At 70.2% G+C, this 17,042-nt stretch carries 18 protein-coding genes; 8 read left to right on the top strand and 10 right to left on the bottom strand.

The features are described 5' to 3' along the window. Positions 1 to 26: 26 nt before the first annotated feature. Both rpsT and AB0I81_RS46575 read right to left on the bottom strand, forming a co-directional pair. On the bottom strand, positions 27 to 299 hold the full coding sequence (rpsT, locus tag AB0I81_RS46580) for a 30S ribosomal protein S20 (protein ID WP_360672142.1): 273 nt from the start codon (positions 297 to 299) through the stop codon (positions 27 to 29). 108 nt (positions 300 to 407) lie between these two features. Continuing rightward, positions 408 to 1,394, bottom strand: a complete 987-nt coding sequence (locus AB0I81_RS46575; RefSeq protein ID WP_360672139.1) for a hypothetical protein — start codon at positions 1,392 to 1,394, stop codon at positions 408 to 410. 56 nt (positions 1,395 to 1,450) lie between these two features. Between AB0I81_RS46575 and lepA the strand changes: the two genes are divergently transcribed. After that, positions 1,451 to 3,283, top strand: a complete 1,833-nt coding sequence (lepA, locus tag AB0I81_RS46570; RefSeq protein ID WP_360672137.1) for a translation elongation factor 4 — start codon at positions 1,451 to 1,453, stop codon at positions 3,281 to 3,283. A gap of 40 nt (positions 3,284 to 3,323) precedes the next feature. Then, positions 3,324 to 3,815 (top strand): GNAT family N-acetyltransferase, encoded by a 492-nt coding sequence (locus AB0I81_RS46565; protein WP_360672134.1) that lies wholly within the window; start codon positions 3,324 to 3,326, stop codon positions 3,813 to 3,815. 123 nt (positions 3,816 to 3,938) lie between these two features. Here the strand turns inward: AB0I81_RS46565 and AB0I81_RS46560 are convergent, their stop codons facing one another. Genes AB0I81_RS46560 through ccmA form a run of 3 tightly spaced genes read right to left on the bottom strand, consistent with a single transcriptional unit; the run spans position 3,939 to position 6,195 of the window. Next, positions 3,939 to 5,438, bottom strand: a complete 1,500-nt coding sequence (locus AB0I81_RS46560; RefSeq protein ID WP_360672131.1) for a DUF6297 family protein — start codon at positions 5,436 to 5,438, stop codon at positions 3,939 to 3,941. Next, positions 5,435 to 5,575 (bottom strand): hypothetical protein, encoded by a 141-nt coding sequence (locus tag AB0I81_RS46555; protein ID WP_360672128.1) that lies wholly within the window; start codon positions 5,573 to 5,575, stop codon positions 5,435 to 5,437. The genes AB0I81_RS46560 and AB0I81_RS46555 overlap by 4 nt, the downstream gene beginning before the upstream one ends. Then, entirely contained in the window at positions 5,572 to 6,195 is a 624-nt protein-coding gene (ccmA, locus tag AB0I81_RS46550; RefSeq protein WP_360672125.1) for a heme ABC exporter ATP-binding protein CcmA, read from the bottom strand. Before ccmA ends, AB0I81_RS46555 begins: the two co-directional genes overlap by 4 nt. Positions 6,196 to 6,586: 391 nt before the next feature. Here ccmA and AB0I81_RS46545 point away from each other — a divergent pair, with 391 nt between their 5' ends. Both AB0I81_RS46545 and AB0I81_RS46540 read left to right on the top strand, forming a co-directional pair. Then, positions 6,587 to 6,859: a hypothetical protein gene (locus AB0I81_RS46545; protein ID WP_360672122.1), complete on the top strand. Its 273-nt coding sequence runs from the start codon at positions 6,587 to 6,589 to the stop codon at positions 6,857 to 6,859. A gap of 77 nt (positions 6,860 to 6,936) precedes the next feature. Next, the gene (locus tag AB0I81_RS46540; RefSeq protein ID WP_360672119.1) at positions 6,937 to 7,560 is read left to right on the top strand and encodes an MOSC domain-containing protein; all 624 of its coding nucleotides are present in this window, start codon (positions 6,937 to 6,939) and stop codon (positions 7,558 to 7,560) included. 172 nt (positions 7,561 to 7,732) lie between these two features. On the opposite strand, the gene AB0I81_RS46535 is transcribed toward AB0I81_RS46540, so the two are convergent. Together AB0I81_RS46535 and AB0I81_RS46530 are read right to left on the bottom strand one after the other, a co-directional pair. Next, the gene (locus AB0I81_RS46535) at positions 7,733 to 8,992 is read right to left on the bottom strand and encodes a glycoside hydrolase family 18 protein (protein WP_360672117.1); all 1,260 of its coding nucleotides are present in this window, start codon (positions 8,990 to 8,992) and stop codon (positions 7,733 to 7,735) included. A gap of 47 nt (positions 8,993 to 9,039) precedes the next feature. After that, positions 9,040 to 10,266, bottom strand: a complete 1,227-nt coding sequence (locus AB0I81_RS46530) for a styrene monooxygenase/indole monooxygenase family protein (protein ID WP_360672114.1) — start codon at positions 10,264 to 10,266, stop codon at positions 9,040 to 9,042. An 89-nt stretch (positions 10,267 to 10,355) separates the two neighbouring features. On the opposite strand from AB0I81_RS46530, the gene hemW reads away from it, so the two are divergent. Continuing rightward, a complete protein-coding gene (gene hemW, locus AB0I81_RS46525) occupies positions 10,356 to 11,576 on the top strand; it encodes a radical SAM family heme chaperone HemW (protein WP_360672111.1) in 1,221 nt (406 codons plus the stop codon). A 26-nt stretch (positions 11,577 to 11,602) separates the two neighbouring features. Here the strand turns inward: hemW and AB0I81_RS46520 are convergent, their stop codons facing one another. The 3 genes from AB0I81_RS46520 to AB0I81_RS46510 are packed head-to-tail and all read right to left on the bottom strand — an operon-like array spanning position 11,603 to position 13,631. Beyond that, positions 11,603 to 12,322, bottom strand: coding sequence for a DUF4870 domain-containing protein (locus AB0I81_RS46520; RefSeq protein WP_360672108.1), 720 nt, complete (start codon positions 12,320 to 12,322; stop codon positions 11,603 to 11,605). After that, on the bottom strand, positions 12,319 to 13,125 hold the full coding sequence (locus AB0I81_RS46515; RefSeq protein WP_360672106.1) for a DUF3097 domain-containing protein: 807 nt from the start codon (positions 13,123 to 13,125) through the stop codon (positions 12,319 to 12,321). Before AB0I81_RS46515 ends, AB0I81_RS46520 begins: the two co-directional genes overlap by 4 nt. 17 nt (positions 13,126 to 13,142) lie before the next feature. Then, positions 13,143 to 13,631: a hypothetical protein gene (locus tag AB0I81_RS46510; protein ID WP_360672104.1), complete on the bottom strand. Its 489-nt coding sequence runs from the start codon at positions 13,629 to 13,631 to the stop codon at positions 13,143 to 13,145. A gap of 495 nt (positions 13,632 to 14,126) precedes the next feature. On the opposite strand from AB0I81_RS46510, the gene hrcA reads away from it, so the two are divergent. The 3 genes from hrcA to AB0I81_RS46495 are packed head-to-tail and all read left to right on the top strand — an operon-like array spanning position 14,127 to position 17,019. After that, complete coding sequence (gene hrcA / locus AB0I81_RS46505) at positions 14,127 to 15,140, top strand: heat-inducible transcriptional repressor HrcA (RefSeq protein WP_360672102.1); 1,014 nt, start codon at positions 14,127 to 14,129, stop codon at positions 15,138 to 15,140. An 11-nt stretch (positions 15,141 to 15,151) separates the two neighbouring features. Further along, a complete protein-coding gene (gene dnaJ / locus AB0I81_RS46500; protein WP_360672099.1) occupies positions 15,152 to 16,297 on the top strand; it encodes a molecular chaperone DnaJ in 1,146 nt (381 codons plus the stop codon). Beyond that, entirely contained in the window at positions 16,294 to 17,019 is a 726-nt protein-coding gene (locus AB0I81_RS46495; protein WP_360672097.1) for a 16S rRNA (uracil(1498)-N(3))-methyltransferase, read from the top strand. Before dnaJ ends, AB0I81_RS46495 begins: the two co-directional genes overlap by 4 nt. The last annotated feature ends 23 nt before the right edge of the window (positions 17,020 to 17,042 follow it).

The raw sequence follows: 17,042 nt of genomic DNA, 5'->3' as shown, positions 1-17,042 counted from the left end.
GCGCTGCAGTGCGGCCCTTGCGGGCCTTACTTGGCGGCGGCCAGGGCCGCGGCCTGCTTGGCGATCGCGGACTTGCGGTTGGCGGCCTGGTTCTTGTGGATGACGCCCTTGCTGACGGCCTTGTCGAGCTGGCGGGCGGCGACCTGCTGCAGGGCCGTGGCCTGCGCGACGTCGCCCTGCTCGGCAGCCTCGCGGAACTTGCGGACAGCCGTCTTCAGCGAGGACTTGACTGCCTTGTTGCGCAGACGAGCCTTCTCGTTCTGCTTGTTGCGCTTGATCTGGGACTTGATGTTCGCCACGAAGAAGCCTCGGTGAAGTCTAAGGTGATGGACGGGGCGCGCGGGCTCGAGAGAGGGCGCGCCACACGCAGTTACCCAGCGTACCAATAACTCAGGCGGCTGCTCAAATCAACGCCACCGCGTCATGTACTCCCGCCAATCCTCTTCCGTGGCCGCGAAGTCCACGTAGAGGGCCAGGCCGAAGCGCTCGCGGCGGCCGTGGTCCGACAGCGCCAGCCGGGCGCCTTCGGCGGCCATCGCCACGCTCTCGGCGTAGTCCGCCCATGGTAGGCCGTGGTCGTGGTAGGCCGGGGCGCCGACGTAGAGGGTCTTGGCCTCCGGGACCAGGTCCAGGGCCAGGGTGGCCTGGCGGGTCACGTAGCCGCCGTACAGGGACTGCAGCGGGGTGAAGGAGTCGTAGGTCATGATCGCCACCTGGTCCACGCGGTCCACGACCTGCCTGAAGTAGCCCTGCGACCAGTACTTGTCGTGGCCCAGCACGGTTCTGGCGGTCAGGCGCATGCCGAAGTACGGCTCGATCTGCGGGGTGGAGGTGGACAGCAGCCTGGTGTGCCGCCGGGTTCTGTCGAGGAGGTCGAGGAAATCGGTGTCGTCGTCGCCGATGGGCTCGAAGTTGTAGTGAATGCCGTCGTAGCCCTGTTTCATGATGGCGGCCACGCCCGTCAGGACGTTCTCACGGGATCGGGGATCGTCCAGATCGAGTCCGTTTTTCACGGTCTGGCCGAGCCAGGCGGAGATGCGGATATCGGGCAGGTGTTGCCGCATCCATTTGATGAAATTTCCGGCATTGGGATATTTAGCGGGGTTCAAGCGGCCATCCCATTCGAAAGGACCGGAGTGGACGTACACGTCCTTGACGCCCGTCGCCCGCAGGCGCTGCGCCAATTTCTCCACGTCACGTTCGGTACGGCGGCCGTCCACCCACGCGTGGCCCAGCCATAAGGCGTCGTTGCCGGTGCTCTTCGCCCAGGTTGCCGGGGCACCGGTAAACTGGAGGCGGAGCGCGGCGGCGAGGAGGCCGGCCAGCGCGACCACGATGGCCACGACCAGCGCGAGAAGGCGCAGGCCGCGGCGGATGACGGTTCGGGCAATCACCCGGGCATGTCACCATGGAAGACTGCTTGTCCTCAACCCTGTCGAAACGGACTTCGGTGCGCACTCAGCCTGGCCAGACCGACCCCGCGTTGATCCGCAATTTCTGCATCATCGCGCATATCGACCATGGCAAGTCGACGCTTGCCGACCGGATGTTGCAGATCACCGGTGTCGTCGACGATCGATCCATGCGCGCCCAGTACCTCGACAGGATGGACATCGAGCGCGAACGCGGCATCACGATCAAGTCGCAGGCCGTGCGGCTGCCGTGGGACGGGCACGTGCTCAACATGATCGACACCCCCGGGCACGTCGACTTCACCTATGAGGTCTCCCGGTCGCTGCAGGCGTGTGAGGGCGCGGTCCTGCTGGTCGACGCCGCCCAGGGCATCGAGGCGCAGACGCTGGCCAACCTCTACCTGGCCATGAGCGCCGACCTGCACATCATCCCGGTCCTGAACAAGATCGACCTGCCGGCGGCGCAGCCGGAGAAGTTCGCCGAAGAGCTGGCTGGGCTGATCGGCTGCGAGCCGTCCGACGTGCTCAAGGTGTCGGGCAAGACCGGCGTGGGCGTACGCGAGCTGCTCGACCACGTGGTGGCCTCGGTGCCCGCCCCGGTCGGCGACGCCGACGCGGCCGCCAGGGCGCTGATCTTCGACTCGGTGTACGACACCTACCGCGGCGTGGTGACCTACGTCCGCGTCGTGGACGGTCACCTGGGCAAGCGCGAGCGTATCCTGATGATGTCCACCGGAGCCACCCACGAGACGCTGGAGATCGGCGTCATCTCGCCGGAGCCCAAGCCCGCGGAGCTGGGGCTGGGCGTGGGCGAGGTGGGTTATCTCATCACCGGCGTGAAGGACGTGCGGCAGTCGCGGGTCGGTGACACCGTCACCGCGGCCGTCAAGGGTGCCAAGGACATGCTGGCCGGCTACGAGCACCCCAAGCCGATGGTGTTCTCCGGCCTCTACCCGATCGACGGCGACGAGTACCCCGAGCTGCGCGAGGCGCTGGACAAGCTCCAGCTCAACGACGCCGCGCTGGTGTACGAGCCGGAGACCTCGGCCGCGCTCGGGTTCGGGTTCCGGGTCGGCTTCCTCGGGCTGCTGCACATGGAGATCGTGCGCGAGCGGCTGGAGCGCGAGTTCGGCCTGTCGCTGATCTCCACGGCGCCCAACGTGGTCTACCGCGTGGTCATGGAGGACGGCAAGGAGCTCACCGTCACCAACCCGTCCGAGTTCCCCACCGGCGGCAAGATCGCACAGGTCTTCGAGCCGGTCACCAAGTCCACGATCCTGGCGCCGGCGGAGTTCATCGGCGCGATCATGGAGATCTGCCAGGGGCGGCGCGGCCAGCTCCTCGGCATGGACTACCTGTCGGAGGACCGGGTCGAGATCCGCTACACGCTGCCGCTCGGCGAGATCATCTTCGACTTCTTCGACCAGCTCAAGTCGCGTACGCGGGGTTACGCCTCGCTCGACTACGAGCCGGCCGGGGAGCAGGAGGCCGAGCTGGTCAAGGTCGACATCCTGCTGCAGGGCGAGGCGGTCGACGCCTTCAGCGCCATCGTGCACAAGGACAAGGCCTACACCTACGGCGTCGACATGGCCAAGAAGCTGCGCGAGCTGATCCCCAGGCAGCAGTTCGAGGTGCCGATCCAGGCCGCCATCGGGGCCAGGGTCATCGCCCGCGAGAACATCCGCGCCATCCGCAAGGACGTGCTGGCCAAGTGCTACGGCGGTGACATCAGCCGTAAGCGCAAGCTGCTGGAGAAGCAGAAGGAAGGCAAGAAGCGGATGAAGATGGTCGGCCGGGTCGAGGTGCCGCAGGAGGCCTTCGTCGCCGCGCTGTCCACCGACTCGAACGCGGGGGACAAGGCCAAGAAGTAGCCGCTTTCAGGTGGTGCTGGGGCCCGAATACCCTGAAGGCATGGAAGTGGTGCAGACGGCGCGAATGGTCCTGTCCCGGGTGACGGCCGATGACCTCGACGCCGTTCACGAGATCCACTCCGATCCGCGTACGAGCGAGTACCACCCCAGCGGCCCCGTCACCGACCTGGAGTCGAGCCGCGCCATGCTCGACCTGTGGCTGGCCGACTGGGAGGAGCGCGGCATCGGCTACTGGGCGGCACGGCGGCCGGGGGAGAGGTACGTGCTCGGCTTCGGCGGGCTGCGTCCCGCGCTCGTGGAGGACGAGGAGGTCCTGAACCTCTACTACCGGTTCCGTCCGTCGGCCTGGGGGCACGGGTACGCGGTCGAACTCGCCAGGGCCGCCCTGCGCATGGGCAAGGGGCGGGGGACCGTGGTGGCCGTGATCAGGGACGTCAACGTGCCGTCACATCGGGTGGCGGAGCGGGCGGGGATGCGTAAGGACCGGACGATCCCGTACGGCGGCGTGCCCAGCGACGTATACGTCGCCTGACCCGCACCCGCCGCCCGAACCTTCCGCGCCTCCCACACCCCCGCCGCCTTCCGCCCGCTCGGCCTACCGCAACCCCCGCCGACCTCCGCGCGCTTGGCCGGCCGCGCCCCCGCCACACCGCGTCTACCGCTTCGCGCTGCCGCCGTTCGCGTGCGCTCGCCACACGTACGCCACCAGCACCACGGCGCTCATCATCCCCTGGGCCACGAGGAACGGGGCCAGGGCGGCCGACGGGGTGGCCAGCGCCACCGCTGTCGGGAGGCATCCGAGCAGGGCCAGGTCAGGCCCCTTGCTCGCCCAGATGAACGGTCCCGTGGGAATGCTGCCCATCGGGGTGTCGAGGACCGGCATGGAATGATCGACCGGCTCGCGCCTGGCCATCCGCAGCGCGGCGGCGGCCAGCGCGGGCGCGGCCAGCAGCCCGAGCAACCACGACCCCCCACCGCCAAGCCCGGCCCCGATCGCCATCCCGGCCGCAGCCCCGGCCGCCCACACCCCGCTCAGCAGCGCCGGCAACACCGCGCGGGCCGCGAGCGCCGGTCGCAGGCCCACGCCGATCATCCTGGCCAGGGCCGGATTGTCGGCGTCCCTGCGCGCGCCGGACGTGCTCAGCGCCGCCACGGCCAGCGCGCCCGCCAGCACGGCCAGCCCGACCACCGCTGGAGAGGCGCCCGTCTGGCCCACGACCGCGGGCAGCGCCGCGGTGGCGGCGATGGCCAACAGGCGGCCGGGCCTGCGAGCCAGGCGCCGCCAGTCCTGCCAGGCCAGCGCGAACGGCGCGGGCAGCGGCGGCCAGCGCCGGGAGCCGAGCTTCCTGGTCCGCCAGTGGTTGTCCTCGGCGATCCAGGACAACATCCCGGGATCGAGGGACACGGCCGCGCCGGCGACGTGTCCCGCCCGGGTCGAGGAGGTCAGGAGGGCGTGGGTGGGGATGCGGTCGAGGGACGCCCACGCCTGCCGTACCAGCAGTCCTGAGAGTACGGCGGCGCCGGACGCGGCGGTGGCCAGGACCGGCAGGGGAGCGCTCGCGGCGATGGCCAGCACCGTGCGCAGCTGGCCGGTCACCGCCACCGCCGCCAGCACGAGCAGTACGGCGATCGCGCCGGTCAGCCACAACTTCCACGACTGGGACGCCTGTCCGAGCACGGCCAGCGCCATCCCGCCCACGGTCGCGGCCACGCTCACGACCAGCACGCCGAGCACCCGCCACACGAGCGGGTCGGGCGCGCCCAGCACGGCCAGCAGCCCAATCCCGAGCACCACGCCCGCCAGCACCGCGACGCCGAGCAGCAGGCGCGCCGTACGGCTGAGCACCTGCCGCCGATTCAGCGGTGACAGCAGCAACCAGGAGGCGTCGGAGCTGGGCAGCAGGACGGGGCCTGCCGTGCGGGCCGTCGCCAGGAATCCGGACAGGGCGAGCGCGAGCAGCGCCACGCCCGCTCCCATACGGGCGGGGTCACCGGGCACGGCCAGCTCACCGACCGCCACGGACAGGGGCTGACCCGCCACGGCGATGAACATGGCCATGCAGAAGAGGGTGACGTAGCGATCCATGAGGCCCGCGCGGACGCGGCCACGCGAACGCAGATATGCCCGCACCGTACGTATGTTGGGCTCGGTCATGCGGCCACCTCCGACGGCGGGTTCGCGGCGCCCGGCCCGGTCATGTGGCCATCTCCATCGGCGAGTTCGTGGCGGCGGGTATTGCGGCCACCTTCGGCGGCGGGTTCGGGCCGATCATCGGTGCTTGCCCCGGTCATGCGGGCACTCCTGATGGGGCGACCTGGCGGCCGATGGTGGCCAGGTCCTGGTCGTGGGTGGCCATGACGACGGTGCCGCCCTCTTCGGCGTACTCTTCGAGCAGGTCGGCGAGGGTGGCGCGGAAATCGCTGTCCAGGCCGCGCTCCGGCTCGTCGAGGAGCAGCAACTCGCTGGGCCGCAGCAGCGTGGAGGCCAGGCAGAGGCGCTGGCGCTGGCCGGTGGACAGGTTCAGCGGCGGCGCGTCGGCCCGCTCGTCGAGAGCGAACAACTCCAGGGCCGTCTCCACCGTCATCCTGGCCCTGGCGTGTACGGCTCCCATCAGCTCCAGGTGCTCGCGCGTGGTGAGGCCCGGATACCAGGCCGGTTCGTCGCCGAGCAGGGCCACCTCGCGCCAGAAGGCGGCGTCGTCGGCCGGGGGCCTGCCGAACACGTGGACCTTCCCGGAGGTGAGGGGCTGCAGGCCGGCCAGGCAGCGCAGCAGGGTGGACTTTCCGGAGCCGTTCGGGCCTACCACGGCCACGATTTCGCCCGGTGCCACGGTCAGGCTCATGTCGCGGAGCACGGGGTTGCCGCCGAGTTCCACGGTGAGGGCGTACGCACTGATGATCGAGTCGGACACCGTTCGAGCGTATCCACCGCCGACCGTGCCCCGCGCGCGCCTGCCCCAGCACCCGAACCCGACCTCGAATTGCACCTCGAACCGAGCCCTGAACCAGGCCCCAAAACGGGCCGCGAACGAGGCCCCGAATCGGACCGCGAACCAGGCCGCGAACCAGGCCCCCGAACCGGACCGCGAACCGGGGCCGTAAATCGGGCTGCGAACCGAGCCCCATCTGAGCCCGAATCGGGTCGCGAATCGGTCCTGAAGGTGCATTGCTGAGTGCGCCTTCGGCTCGGGATCCCCGACGGCGTAAGGGTTTCTGTCGGTGCCACCGTCTACCTTCTATAACCGAACACCTGTGCTACTGGAGGGTGGCGTGATTGCTTCTGAGCGATTTGAGCGTGCCGCGGTGCTGGGGGTCGCTGTGGCGGAGGAGACCCGGCGGCTGCTGCGGCTCCACGTGGGTACCGAGGAGGAGGACGCGGACGGCACGGTCCTCGTCGACGTGCCCTACCCCGACGCGGCCGTGGTGACGGCCCTGCTGGACGTGGCGGCCGAATGTTTCGGCGAGCGGGGCTCCTCGGTGGAGGAGACCCGGCAGGCGGCTCTGGAGACTTTGCTGAAGCTTGCCGACTTCGATGAGGAGTCCCAACTCAACCGCCGCGACGACAGGCGTGGGTGACGGCCTGTGCGCGGACCATGACCAGATGTGGAGAAATGGAGGTGCCGGCGTCGGGGGCCCTCGGTTAACCTCCAGCTATGCGCATCCTCTCCGTGAACACCGGCGCGGCGGTTGACGCCGAATGGGCCGGTGAGCTGCGGCGTACGGCGATCGACAAGCGGCCGATCACGCAGCGGGTCGCGGTGCTGGCCAATGGGCTGGCCGGGGACGAGCGGGCCGACAGGAAACACCACGGCTCGTCGGATCAGGCCGTCTACTCCTACGCCAGGGAGGACTACGACTGGTGGGAGGGGGAGCTGGGCAGGGAACTGCGTGACGGCCGATTCGGCGAGAATCTGACCATGTCGGGGCTCGACGTCAACGGGGCCCTGGTCGGTGAGCGGTGGCGGGTGGGCGGCGCGGTGCTGGAGGTCACCGGGCCGAGGACGCCGTGCGTGGTGTTCCGCAACTGGCTGGACGAGCCCGGCTGGCTCAAGCGCTTCACGCGGGCGGGGCGGCCCGGGGCGTACCTGCGGGTGATTGAGCTTGGCGAACTGGGGCCGGGGGATGAGGTGGAGGTTCTCTCGCGGCCGGAGACGGGCGTGAGCGTGGCCGACGCATTCCTGGCCAAGCACGGGGACCAGGACGCGCTGCGCCGCATCCTGGCCGTACCCGGACGCGACCCCAAGTGGGACAAGCTGGCCGAGCGCGCCCTCGGCTGACGGGTCCTCAACTGAGAGGTGCCGCTGAGAGGTGCCGCGTCCGGCCATGTCGTCAGTGCGGGATCACGAACGTCCTGCGCGCAGCCGCATCGCGTGCGTCCAGCCCAGGGGCGTGCGCAGCCGTCCGCGTGGGATGAGGCCGTGCGGACGGCTGCGCGGGTCAGGTGTCGTCTCAGCGCAGGACCGAGTACAGCGCCGAGGTGAGGGAGGCGCGGGCGTCGTCCTGGTCGATGGACCACATCATCGACCCGCCGAGCCCCTTGAGCCGGATGTAGGCCGCCTTCTGAACCAGCACCGCCGGATCGTCGTAGGACCAGAACTCGTTCCCGTCATAGAGCCACACGGCCCCGGTGCGCAGGTCGCGGTGCCGCTTGCCGGGCTTGGACACCAGGTCCTTGTAGTCCTCCGTGCCGGGGGCCCACTTGCCGGGCGCCGGGCCCGTGGCGGGCTTGTACAGGCCGTTGCCGCCGCCCGTCACGCCCGTCCAGCCCTGGCCGTACGCGGGCACGCCGACCACGAGCTTGCGGGCGGGCGCCCCGCGCGTGAGGTAGTCGCGCACGGTCTGGTCCACGCTGTACCGAACCGGGTTCGGATCCCGCCGGTCGGTGAACAGGTTCCCGTTGTGGCCGGTCTGCGGTTCCCACGAGCCGCGCAGGTCGTACCCCTGCAAGGTGGCGAAGTCGAGCTGCCTGAACACCTGGCGCACCTCGAACCCGGCATCGATCTTGGCCGCGGCGGCGGGCAGGAAGGCGGACAGTTGCGCCGCGGAGGAGTGCGCCCGCAGCCGCGCGCGCAGTTCGGCCACGAACAGGGTGAAGTTCCGCTTGTCCTCGGGCCTGATGATGTTGCCCTCGGCCCCGGATGAGCCCGGCCACTCCCAGTCCAGGTCGATCCCGTCGAACACGCCCGCGCCCGCGCCGGGTTCGAGGCCCGGCAGGTTGCCGCGCAGCCACAGGTCGACGCACGATTCGGCGAGCGCGGCCCGGGATTCGGGGGTGAGTACGGCGTCGGAGAAGTACTTCGAGCCGGTCCAGCCGCCGAGGGAGATCATCACCTTGAGACCGGGGTGCTTGGCCTTGAGCTTGCGCAACTGGTTGAGGTTGCCGTTGAGCGCCTGGCCGGGCGCGTCGGCGACCCCGTCCACGCTCTGCTCCGCCGGCACCGGCCGCTGCCAGTCCGCCCAGGGGTCGGAGGAGTAGCAGGCGCCTTCGGCGTTGACGAACCCGAAGGCGTAGTTCAGGTGCGTGAGCTTGGCCGCGGCGCCCGAGACGTCCACGTCCCTGACGTGATAGTTGCGCCCGTAGACGCCCCACTGGATGAAGTACGCGACCCGTTTGAAGCGTGTCTCGGAGACGCCGTGCGCCTCGGCGGGCAGGGAGACCGCCGAGAGGCCGAGTAAGAGCGACAGTGCGATCAGGATCTTCTTCTTCACGAGCGGCTCCCGGAACTGCGCACTTATATAGGAAACTTTCCTATAAGTTAGACGCGATCGTAGGCTCGCCGCTCCTCGTCGTCAATGATCCGCGCGACCTCCTCGGGGCTCGACAGCAGCCCCCAGGCGTGGGCGGGATCGGAGAACAGCGACACCACGAGATCGGCGACGTCCTGCCTGGTGCCGGCCGTCATGAGCAGGCTCATGACGTGCACGGCCGGCGGCCGCAGGAACGCGTTCGTCCAGTCGGTGACCGGAGCCCCCGCCTCCCACATCCGCTCCGCCGTGGTACGCCCGAAGGCGGCGTCGTACGGGCCGCCCGCCGCGATGGCCTCGGCCGCGATCCACGCGCACCTGGAACCCAGGTTCGCGCCCTGCCCGGTGATCGGGTCGTTGGTGATCCAGGCGTCCCCGATGGCCAGCGCGATCTTGCCATCAGGCAGTTGGGCCACCGGCCGGCGCACCATGGGAGTGATCGCGCCCTGCAGCAGATCGTCGGGCCCCAGCATCTCGAACTCCGCCGGCTCCACCAGCTCGGCCAGGCGCGGCGCGTGCTCACGGAAGGCAGGGAGCAGCGCGGCGGGCAACTCGTCCCAGGGCGTCCGGTAGATCGGCTCCAGCGGGCCCCCGGGGACGGCCTCGACGAGCACGGCCGAGACCACGCCCTCGCGCGTCACGATCGGCGCACGGAAGATCTCGCCCGCCCCGCCGGAGATGTTGTAGCGGAAGAGCGTCTCGGAGGCGAAGCCGCGGCACAGCGCGGCGGTCACCAGGCGCTGCGGCCGATCGTAGGGGGAACGCCCGGGATCGCGCGGGAACAACTCGGTCAGCGAGCGCCGCCCCGAGGCCACCACCATCAGTTCGTGCCCGCGCGACCAGCGCTCCACCTGCGCCGCGTCGGGCGCCGTACCGGTCACGACGATCTCGCCACCGCGTACGGCGAAGTCGTCCATGAACGCGGGCAGCAGCAGCCGGAAGTCGGCCACGTGGAACGGCTCGCCGAAACTGCCCGTGAACTCCACCGGCGGATCCCCCGCGATCGAGAGCGTGGCGTAGCCCAGCAGCGAGCCGGGATCCCGGAAGTGCTCGGAGCCCAGCTCCCGCTCCCGCGCCGCCGTATGGCCCGACCGGCCCACCGTGTTGGGCAGCCGCCCCTTGCGCACGGATTCCGCGTCGCTCTCGCAGTAGAGCGTCGTCTCGACGCCGAGCTGCTGTAATCGCAGAGCGAGGGTGAGCCCCGAGATCCCCGCCCCGACGATGCCGATGCCTGCCATGCGATTCCCCCTTGGTCAGGGATTCAGTGGACCTCGCCGTACTTGCAGTCGAATTGGAGCACTCTTGGGAGCCGGGCACACTGGGAGGCGTGCCATCCACCCTGCCTGACGGCGATCCCGCGCCCACCTCGGGCGAACTGCCAGAGAGCGCCCTGAAGGGCCTCGGCGAGCGCCCGTTCGGCTTCTACGTCCACGTGCCATTCTGCGTGACCCGCTGCGGCTACTGCGACTTCAACACCTATACCGCCGCCGAGCTGGGCCCCGGCGCCTCCCACCACGACTACGCCGACACGGTCGTGGCGGAGATACGCCTCGCCCGCCGCGTGCTGGGCGACGCCGGCCTGCCGGTGGAGACGGTGTTCTTCGGTGGTGGCACCCCCACCCTGCTGCCCCCTGAGGACCTGGCCAGGATCCTGGCCGCGATCGACTCCGAGTTCGGGCTGCGGCCGGGGGCCGAGGTCACCACGGAGGCCAACCCCGAGTCCGTGGACCCGTCCTACCTGGAGAAACTGCGTCACGGCGGGTTCAACAGGATCAGCTTCGGCATGCAGAGCGCCCGCGAGCACGTGCTCCAGGTGCTCGATCGCAAGCACACGCCGGGCCGGCCGGCCGCGGCCGTGCGCGAGGCCAGGCAGGCCGGGTTCGAGCACGTCAACCTGGACCTGATCTACAGCACGCCGGGCGAGTCCGACGACGACTGGCGGGCCTCCCTCACCGCGGCGATCGAGGCCGGGCCCGACCACGTGTCGGCGTACTCGCTGATCGTCGAGGAGGGCACCAGGCTGGCGGCCAGGATCCGGCGCGGCGAGTTGCCCATGCCCGACGACGACGTGGCCGCCGACCGCTACCTGATCGCCGACGAACTGCTGGCCGAGGCCGGTTTCCGCTGGTACGAGGTGTCCAACTGGGCCGTCTCCGACCGGGCGCGCTGCCGGCACAACCTGCTCTACTGGACCGGCGGCGACTGGTGGGCGGCCGGTCCGGGGGCGCACTCCCACGTCGGCGGCACCCGCTGGTGGAACGTCAAGCACCCGGCCGCCTACGCCCAGCGGCTGGCCGCCGGCGCCTCGCCCGCCCACGCGCGCGAGGTGCTCGAACAGGAGGACCGCGACGCCGAGCGGCTGATGCTGGAGCTGCGGCTGGACACCGGCTACCCGCTGGCCGAGGTGGCGCCGGGCGCGCGTACGGTCGTGGCCGCCGCCCTGGCCCGCGGGCTGCTGGAGCCCGAGCCGTTCAAGTCGGGCCGGATGGTGCTGACCCTCCAAGGGCGCCTGCTGGCAGACGCCCTGATCCGCGACCTGCTGGTCTAGACGCGTCTGGATGCGTCCAGGCGCGTCTAGGTGATCATGCGGATGGCGAACGGGTAGCGGTACGGCAGTCCTTTTTGTGCGGCCATGGCGGCCTGGATGTGGAAGATCAGGGACAGGACCCAAATGACCGGCAGCAGCAGGGCGCCGATGAAGATGATCATCAGGATGCCCGAGACGAGGTAGCCGATGAACATCGTGAGCTGGAAGTTCAGTGCCTCGGCCGACTGGTCCCTGACGTAGGGGGACTCGTCCTTCTTCATCAGGTAGATGATCAGCGGGCCGATCCAGGAGACCAGCAGGCCCAGCAGGTGCGACAGCATGGCCATCGTGGTGTCGTCGGAGCCGGGGCGGGGGCCGTACCTGCCCGGGATGTACGGCTCGCCGTGACCCTGCGCGTAACCGTAGCCGTGGCCGGGCGGCGGCTGGTGCTGCGGGTATCCCTGGCCGCCCGGCGGCGGGCCGTAGCTCCCCGGTTGACCGTAGGGCTGGCCGTAGCCGCCGGGCTGGCCGTAGCCGGAGGGCGGCTGCTGTCCGTAGTTCGGCGCGGAACCGGGCTGCTGGCCGTACGGGGTGGGCTGGCCGTAGCCAGGCTGAGAACCGTAACCAGGCCCGTAACCAGGCTGAGAGCCGTACCCGGGCTGAGAGCCGGGCTGCTGCCCGTAGCCGGGGTTCGGCGGCAGGTCGGCGGGGGAGACTCGGCGCGTGGCGTCGTCGTCGGGCGGCGGTGCGGGCGGGTCCTGGCTCATGGTGCCTCCGTAACGAAGTCGATCAGTTCCTCGACCCGGCCGAGCAGCTCAGGCTCCAGGTCGGTGTATGTCGAGACGGCACCGAGGATGCGCCGCCACGCCTGCGCGGGCTCCATGCGCCAGCCGAGCGCCGCGATGACGCCCTCCTTCCACGGCACCCCGCGCGGCACGTCCGGCCAGGCGGGAATGCGCAGCACGGACGGTTTGACCGCCTGCCAGATGTCGATGTACGGATGCCCCACCACGAGCACGTGCGGCGAGGTGATCTCGGCCGCGATCCTGCTCTCCTTGGAACCGGGCACCAGGTGGTCGACCAGCACGCCCAGCCGGCGGCCCGGCTCGGGGTCGAACTCGGCGACGATGGCCGGCAGGTCGTCCACACCTTCCAGGTATTCGACGACGACCCCCTCGACCCGAAGGTCGTGACCCCAGATCTTCTCCACCAGCGCGGCGTCGTGCACGCCCTCCACGTAGATCCGGCTCTGCCTGGCCACCTTGGCCCGCAGCCCCTCCACGGCGATCGAACCCGACGCGCTGCGCCTGGGCCCGGCGGGGGCCGCCGCGGGGCGTACCAGGGTCACGGGTTTGCCCTCCAGCAGGAAGGCGGCGGGTGCGAGCGGGAACAGGCGGCGCTTGCCGAACCGGTCCTCCAGCGTGACGGCCTCCTTGTCACAGGCCACCACCGCACCGCAGAAGCCGCTGTCGGCGTCCTCCACGACCAGCTCCAGTTCGGCGGGCACTTTCGGGATCTTGCCCTTGCCCGGCCGCCGCCAATTTCCCGCCAGAACATCGCCCTCGTACACACGGGGACCGTAGCAAATCACCCGCCGACCGCAAGGCGCCTTCGGGAGCGTTTGCGGAGCAGCAGGACGGTGACCGTGCCGCCGATCGCGACGAGCAGGCCCCCGGCGGGGACGAAGATCAGTGTGAACATGCCGCCGGCGGCCCTGCCCACGGCGGCCGACAGGTCGCCGCCCACGCCGTACCGTACGGTGGCCTGCCCCTGGTTGCTGCAGGTGAGCTGGTACTCACCCTTGGCCGGCGCGTTGATCACGAGGAACTGCTCCCACTCGGCGCCTCCCGCCGTGATCGTCTGGGCGTCCGTGGTCCTGGCGAGCCTGGCCTGGCCCGGGCCGCCGCTGATCGAGCAGTCATAGGTGACCGCAGTGTCACCGGTGATGAACACTCCGGGTCGGTCCGCCGGGTCGATCCGTACCGTGACGCTTTCGCCGGATGCGAACGTCCTCGTCGGGGCCACGCCCGTCATGCCCGCCATGCCGTCCACGAGGAAGTACACGCCGACCGCCACACACGCCAGGAACACGCCCCAGGGGGCCGCGAGCCACCACAGGCTGGGTTTTATGACATTTGTGGCGGCTGGAGGTGGGAATTGGGCTTGCTGGCCGTATTGTCCGTACTGAGGAGGCAAATCGAACTGCGTGGCCTCGCCGTGCCGCGGCGGTCGTTGCTGATGCGGCGGCGGCCACGGACCGGGCTGGGATCCTGATTGCGGACCGTAACCGGGCTGGGACTCCGGATGCGGGCCATACTGAGCGGGACGCGGCTGACCTTGGTGGGGACCCTGCCCAGGCGGCGGGCCGTACGGCGGGGGCTGGGAATCGTCGGTCATGTGGGCAAGTCTGAGGCCTGTCGCTTCCAAGAAGCTAGAAGCAGGATGGGACGCGGTGTTATCGCACCTTGTGGGCGAGAGCCGTACACTTGGCACTCGGGAACACAGAGTGCTAGACACCTCGTTTCTTCAAGAGGTGCGTTCCTGATAGAGACAGAGGCAGGAGGTGAGCACGTGCTCGACGATCGTAAACTGGCGGTGCTCCGCGCCATTGTCGAAGACTACGTGTCCACCAACGAACCGGTGGGCTCCAAGGCGCTCGCCGAGCGCCACAATCTGAAGGTCTCCCCGGCGACGGTCAGGAACGACATGGCCGCGCTGGAGGAGGAGGGCTACATCACCCAGCCGCACACCAGCGCGGGCCGCGTGCCGACGGACAAGGGCTACCGCCTGTTCGTCGACCGGCTCTCACAGGTCAAGCCGCTGTCGTCGGCCGAGCGCAGGGCGATCGAGACGTTCCTCGCCGGCGCGGTCGACCTCGACGACGTGGTCACCCGCACGGTCCGCCTGCTGGCGCAGCTGACCAGGCAGGTGGCGGTCGTGCAGTACCCGACGCTCACGCGTTCGACCGTCAGGCACGTCGAACTGGTCCCGCTGAACGACCGGCGGGTCATGCTCGTGCTCATCACCAACACCGGCCGCGTCGAACAACGCGTGGTCGAACTCCCGGAAGCGGTGGAGGACGCCCGCGTAGCCCACCTGCGCGCCGTGCTCAACGCCTGCCTCGACGGCTGCGGCCTGACCAGCGTGCCCGACCTGGTCGCCGACCTGCCCGAGCGGCTGGCTCCCGAAGACCGGCCCGCCGCGGTGACGATCCTGTCGGTGCTGCTCGAAACGCTGGTCGAGCGGCACGACGAGAAGATCGTGTTCGCCGGCGCGGCCAACCTCGCAGGCGCCGACTTCTCCGTCGGCCTGCGCGATGTGCTGGAGGCGCTGGAAGAGCAGGTCGTCCTCATGCGGCTGCTCGGCGAGACTTCCACAGACACCCCGTCCGCGCTCACCGTGCGCATCGGCTCGGAAAACCCCTACCTGCGTGGGACATCCGTCGTCGCGACCGGATACGGTTCTGGCGACAACCAACTGGCCCGGCTCGGAGTGCTGGGGCCGACCAGGATGGACTATCCCGTGACGATGGGCGCCGTGCGCGCGGTGGCACGCTACGTCAGCCAGATCCTGGCTGCATCATAAGAGGTCGATAAGTGGCAAACAGCGACTACTACGCCACCCTCGGGGTGCGCCGTGACGCAAGTCAGGACGAGATCAAGAAGGCCTACCGCCGCCTCGCCCGCGAGCTGCACCCCGACGTGAACCCCGATCCTGAGACCCAGGACCGGTTCAAAGAGATCACGCAGGCCTACGAGGTGCTGTCAGATCCGAGCAAGCGCCAGATGTACGACCTGGGTGGCGACCCCTTCGGCGGCGCCGGGGCAGGCGCGGGCGCGGGCGCCGGAGGCTTCGGGGCGGGCTTCCCGTTCAGCGACATCATGGACGCCTTCTTCGGCACGGCGGCCGGCACCCGCGGTCCGCGCTCGCGCGCCCGCAGGGGCCGCAACGCCACCATCCGGGTCGAGCTCGACCTGCGCGAGACGGCGTTCGGCACCACCCGCGAGCTGGTCGTCGACACGGCCGTGCTCTGCGAGGTCTGCCACGGCGCCGGCGCGGCGCCCGGCACCCATCCCGACAGCTGCGACATGTGCAACGGCCGCGGCGAGATCTCCCAGGTCACCCGCTCCTTCCTGGGCCAGGTCATGACCTCCAGGCCGTGCCCGCAGTGCGGCGGCTTCGGCACGATCATCCGCAACCCGTGCCAGGAGTGCTCCGGCGACGGCCGCGTACGCACCCGCCGTACCATCAAGGTCCGCATCCCCGCGGGCGTCGAGGACGGCACCCACATCCAGCTCGCCGGCGAGGGCGAGGTCGGCCCCGGCGGCGGCCCGCCCGGAGACCTCTTCCTGGAGATCGTCGAACGGCCCCACGAGATCTTCGAGCGCCGCGGCGACGACCTGCACTGCACCGTGCAGATCCCCATGACGGCCGCCGCGCTCGGCACCATCCTCGCCGTGGAGACCCTCGACGGCTCCGAGGAGATCGACGTCCGGCCCGGCACCCAGTCGGGCCAGGTCATCACCATGTACGGGCGCGGCGTGCAGCGGCTCAACGAGTCCGGCAGGGGTGACCTGCTCATCCACGTCAACGTCGAGACCCCCAACCGCCTCGACACCGCCCAGGAAGACCTGCTGAAGGAGCTGGCCAGGCTGCGCGGCGAGGAGCGGCCGCCCGGCAAGTTCGCCCCCGGGCAGCAGGGCTTCTTCTCCCGGCTGCGCGACGCCTTCAACGGCCGGTGACCGTACCCGTCTTCCTGGCTCGGCACCTCGACGGCGCCGAGCTCACGCTTGACGGCCCCGAAGGGCGGCACGCGGCCTCCGTGCGCCGCCTGCGGGCCGGCGAGCGGGTCGATCTCACCGACGGCGCAGGCACGGTGGCCGAATGCGTCGTACGCGAGACGCTGAAAGACGCGCTCAGGCTCGACGTGCTGCGCCGCTACCGGATCGAGGCCCCCCGGCCCCGGCTCGTCGTCGTCCAGGGGCTGCCCAAGGGCGACAGGGGCGAACTGGCCGTCGAGATGATGACCGAGGCCGGCGTGGACCTGATCGTCCCCTGGCAGGCCGCGCGCAGCATCACCCAGTGGAAGGGCGACAAGGTTGCCAAGGCGCTGGGCCGCTGGCGCTCCACAGCCCGTGAGGCCGGCAAGCAGGCCCGCCGCTTCCACCTGCCGGAAGTGGCCGACCTCGCCACCACGGCGCAGGTCGAACGGCTGCTGTCGGAGGCCGCGCTCGGGCTGGTGCTGCACGAGGAGGCCACCGAGCCGCTGTCCACCGTGACGCTGCCGGCCGACGGCGACATCGTGATGGTCGTGGGGCCCGAAGGAGGCGTCTCCGAACAGGAACTGGCCGCCTTCAACGCGGCCAAGGCGACGCCGGTGCTGCTGGGGCCGACCGTCCTGCGTACGTCCACGGCGGGCGTGGCCGCGGCGGCGGTCCTGCTCAGCCGTACGGGACGCTGGTGAACCCCTGAAGAAACCCCTGAGCC

It is taken from the genome of Nonomuraea sp. NPDC050404, assembly GCF_040655495.1.
Classification (GTDB): Bacteria; Actinomycetota; Actinomycetes; order Streptosporangiales; family Streptosporangiaceae; genus Nonomuraea.
This window is presented reverse-complemented; position numbering and strand designations above follow the sequence as displayed.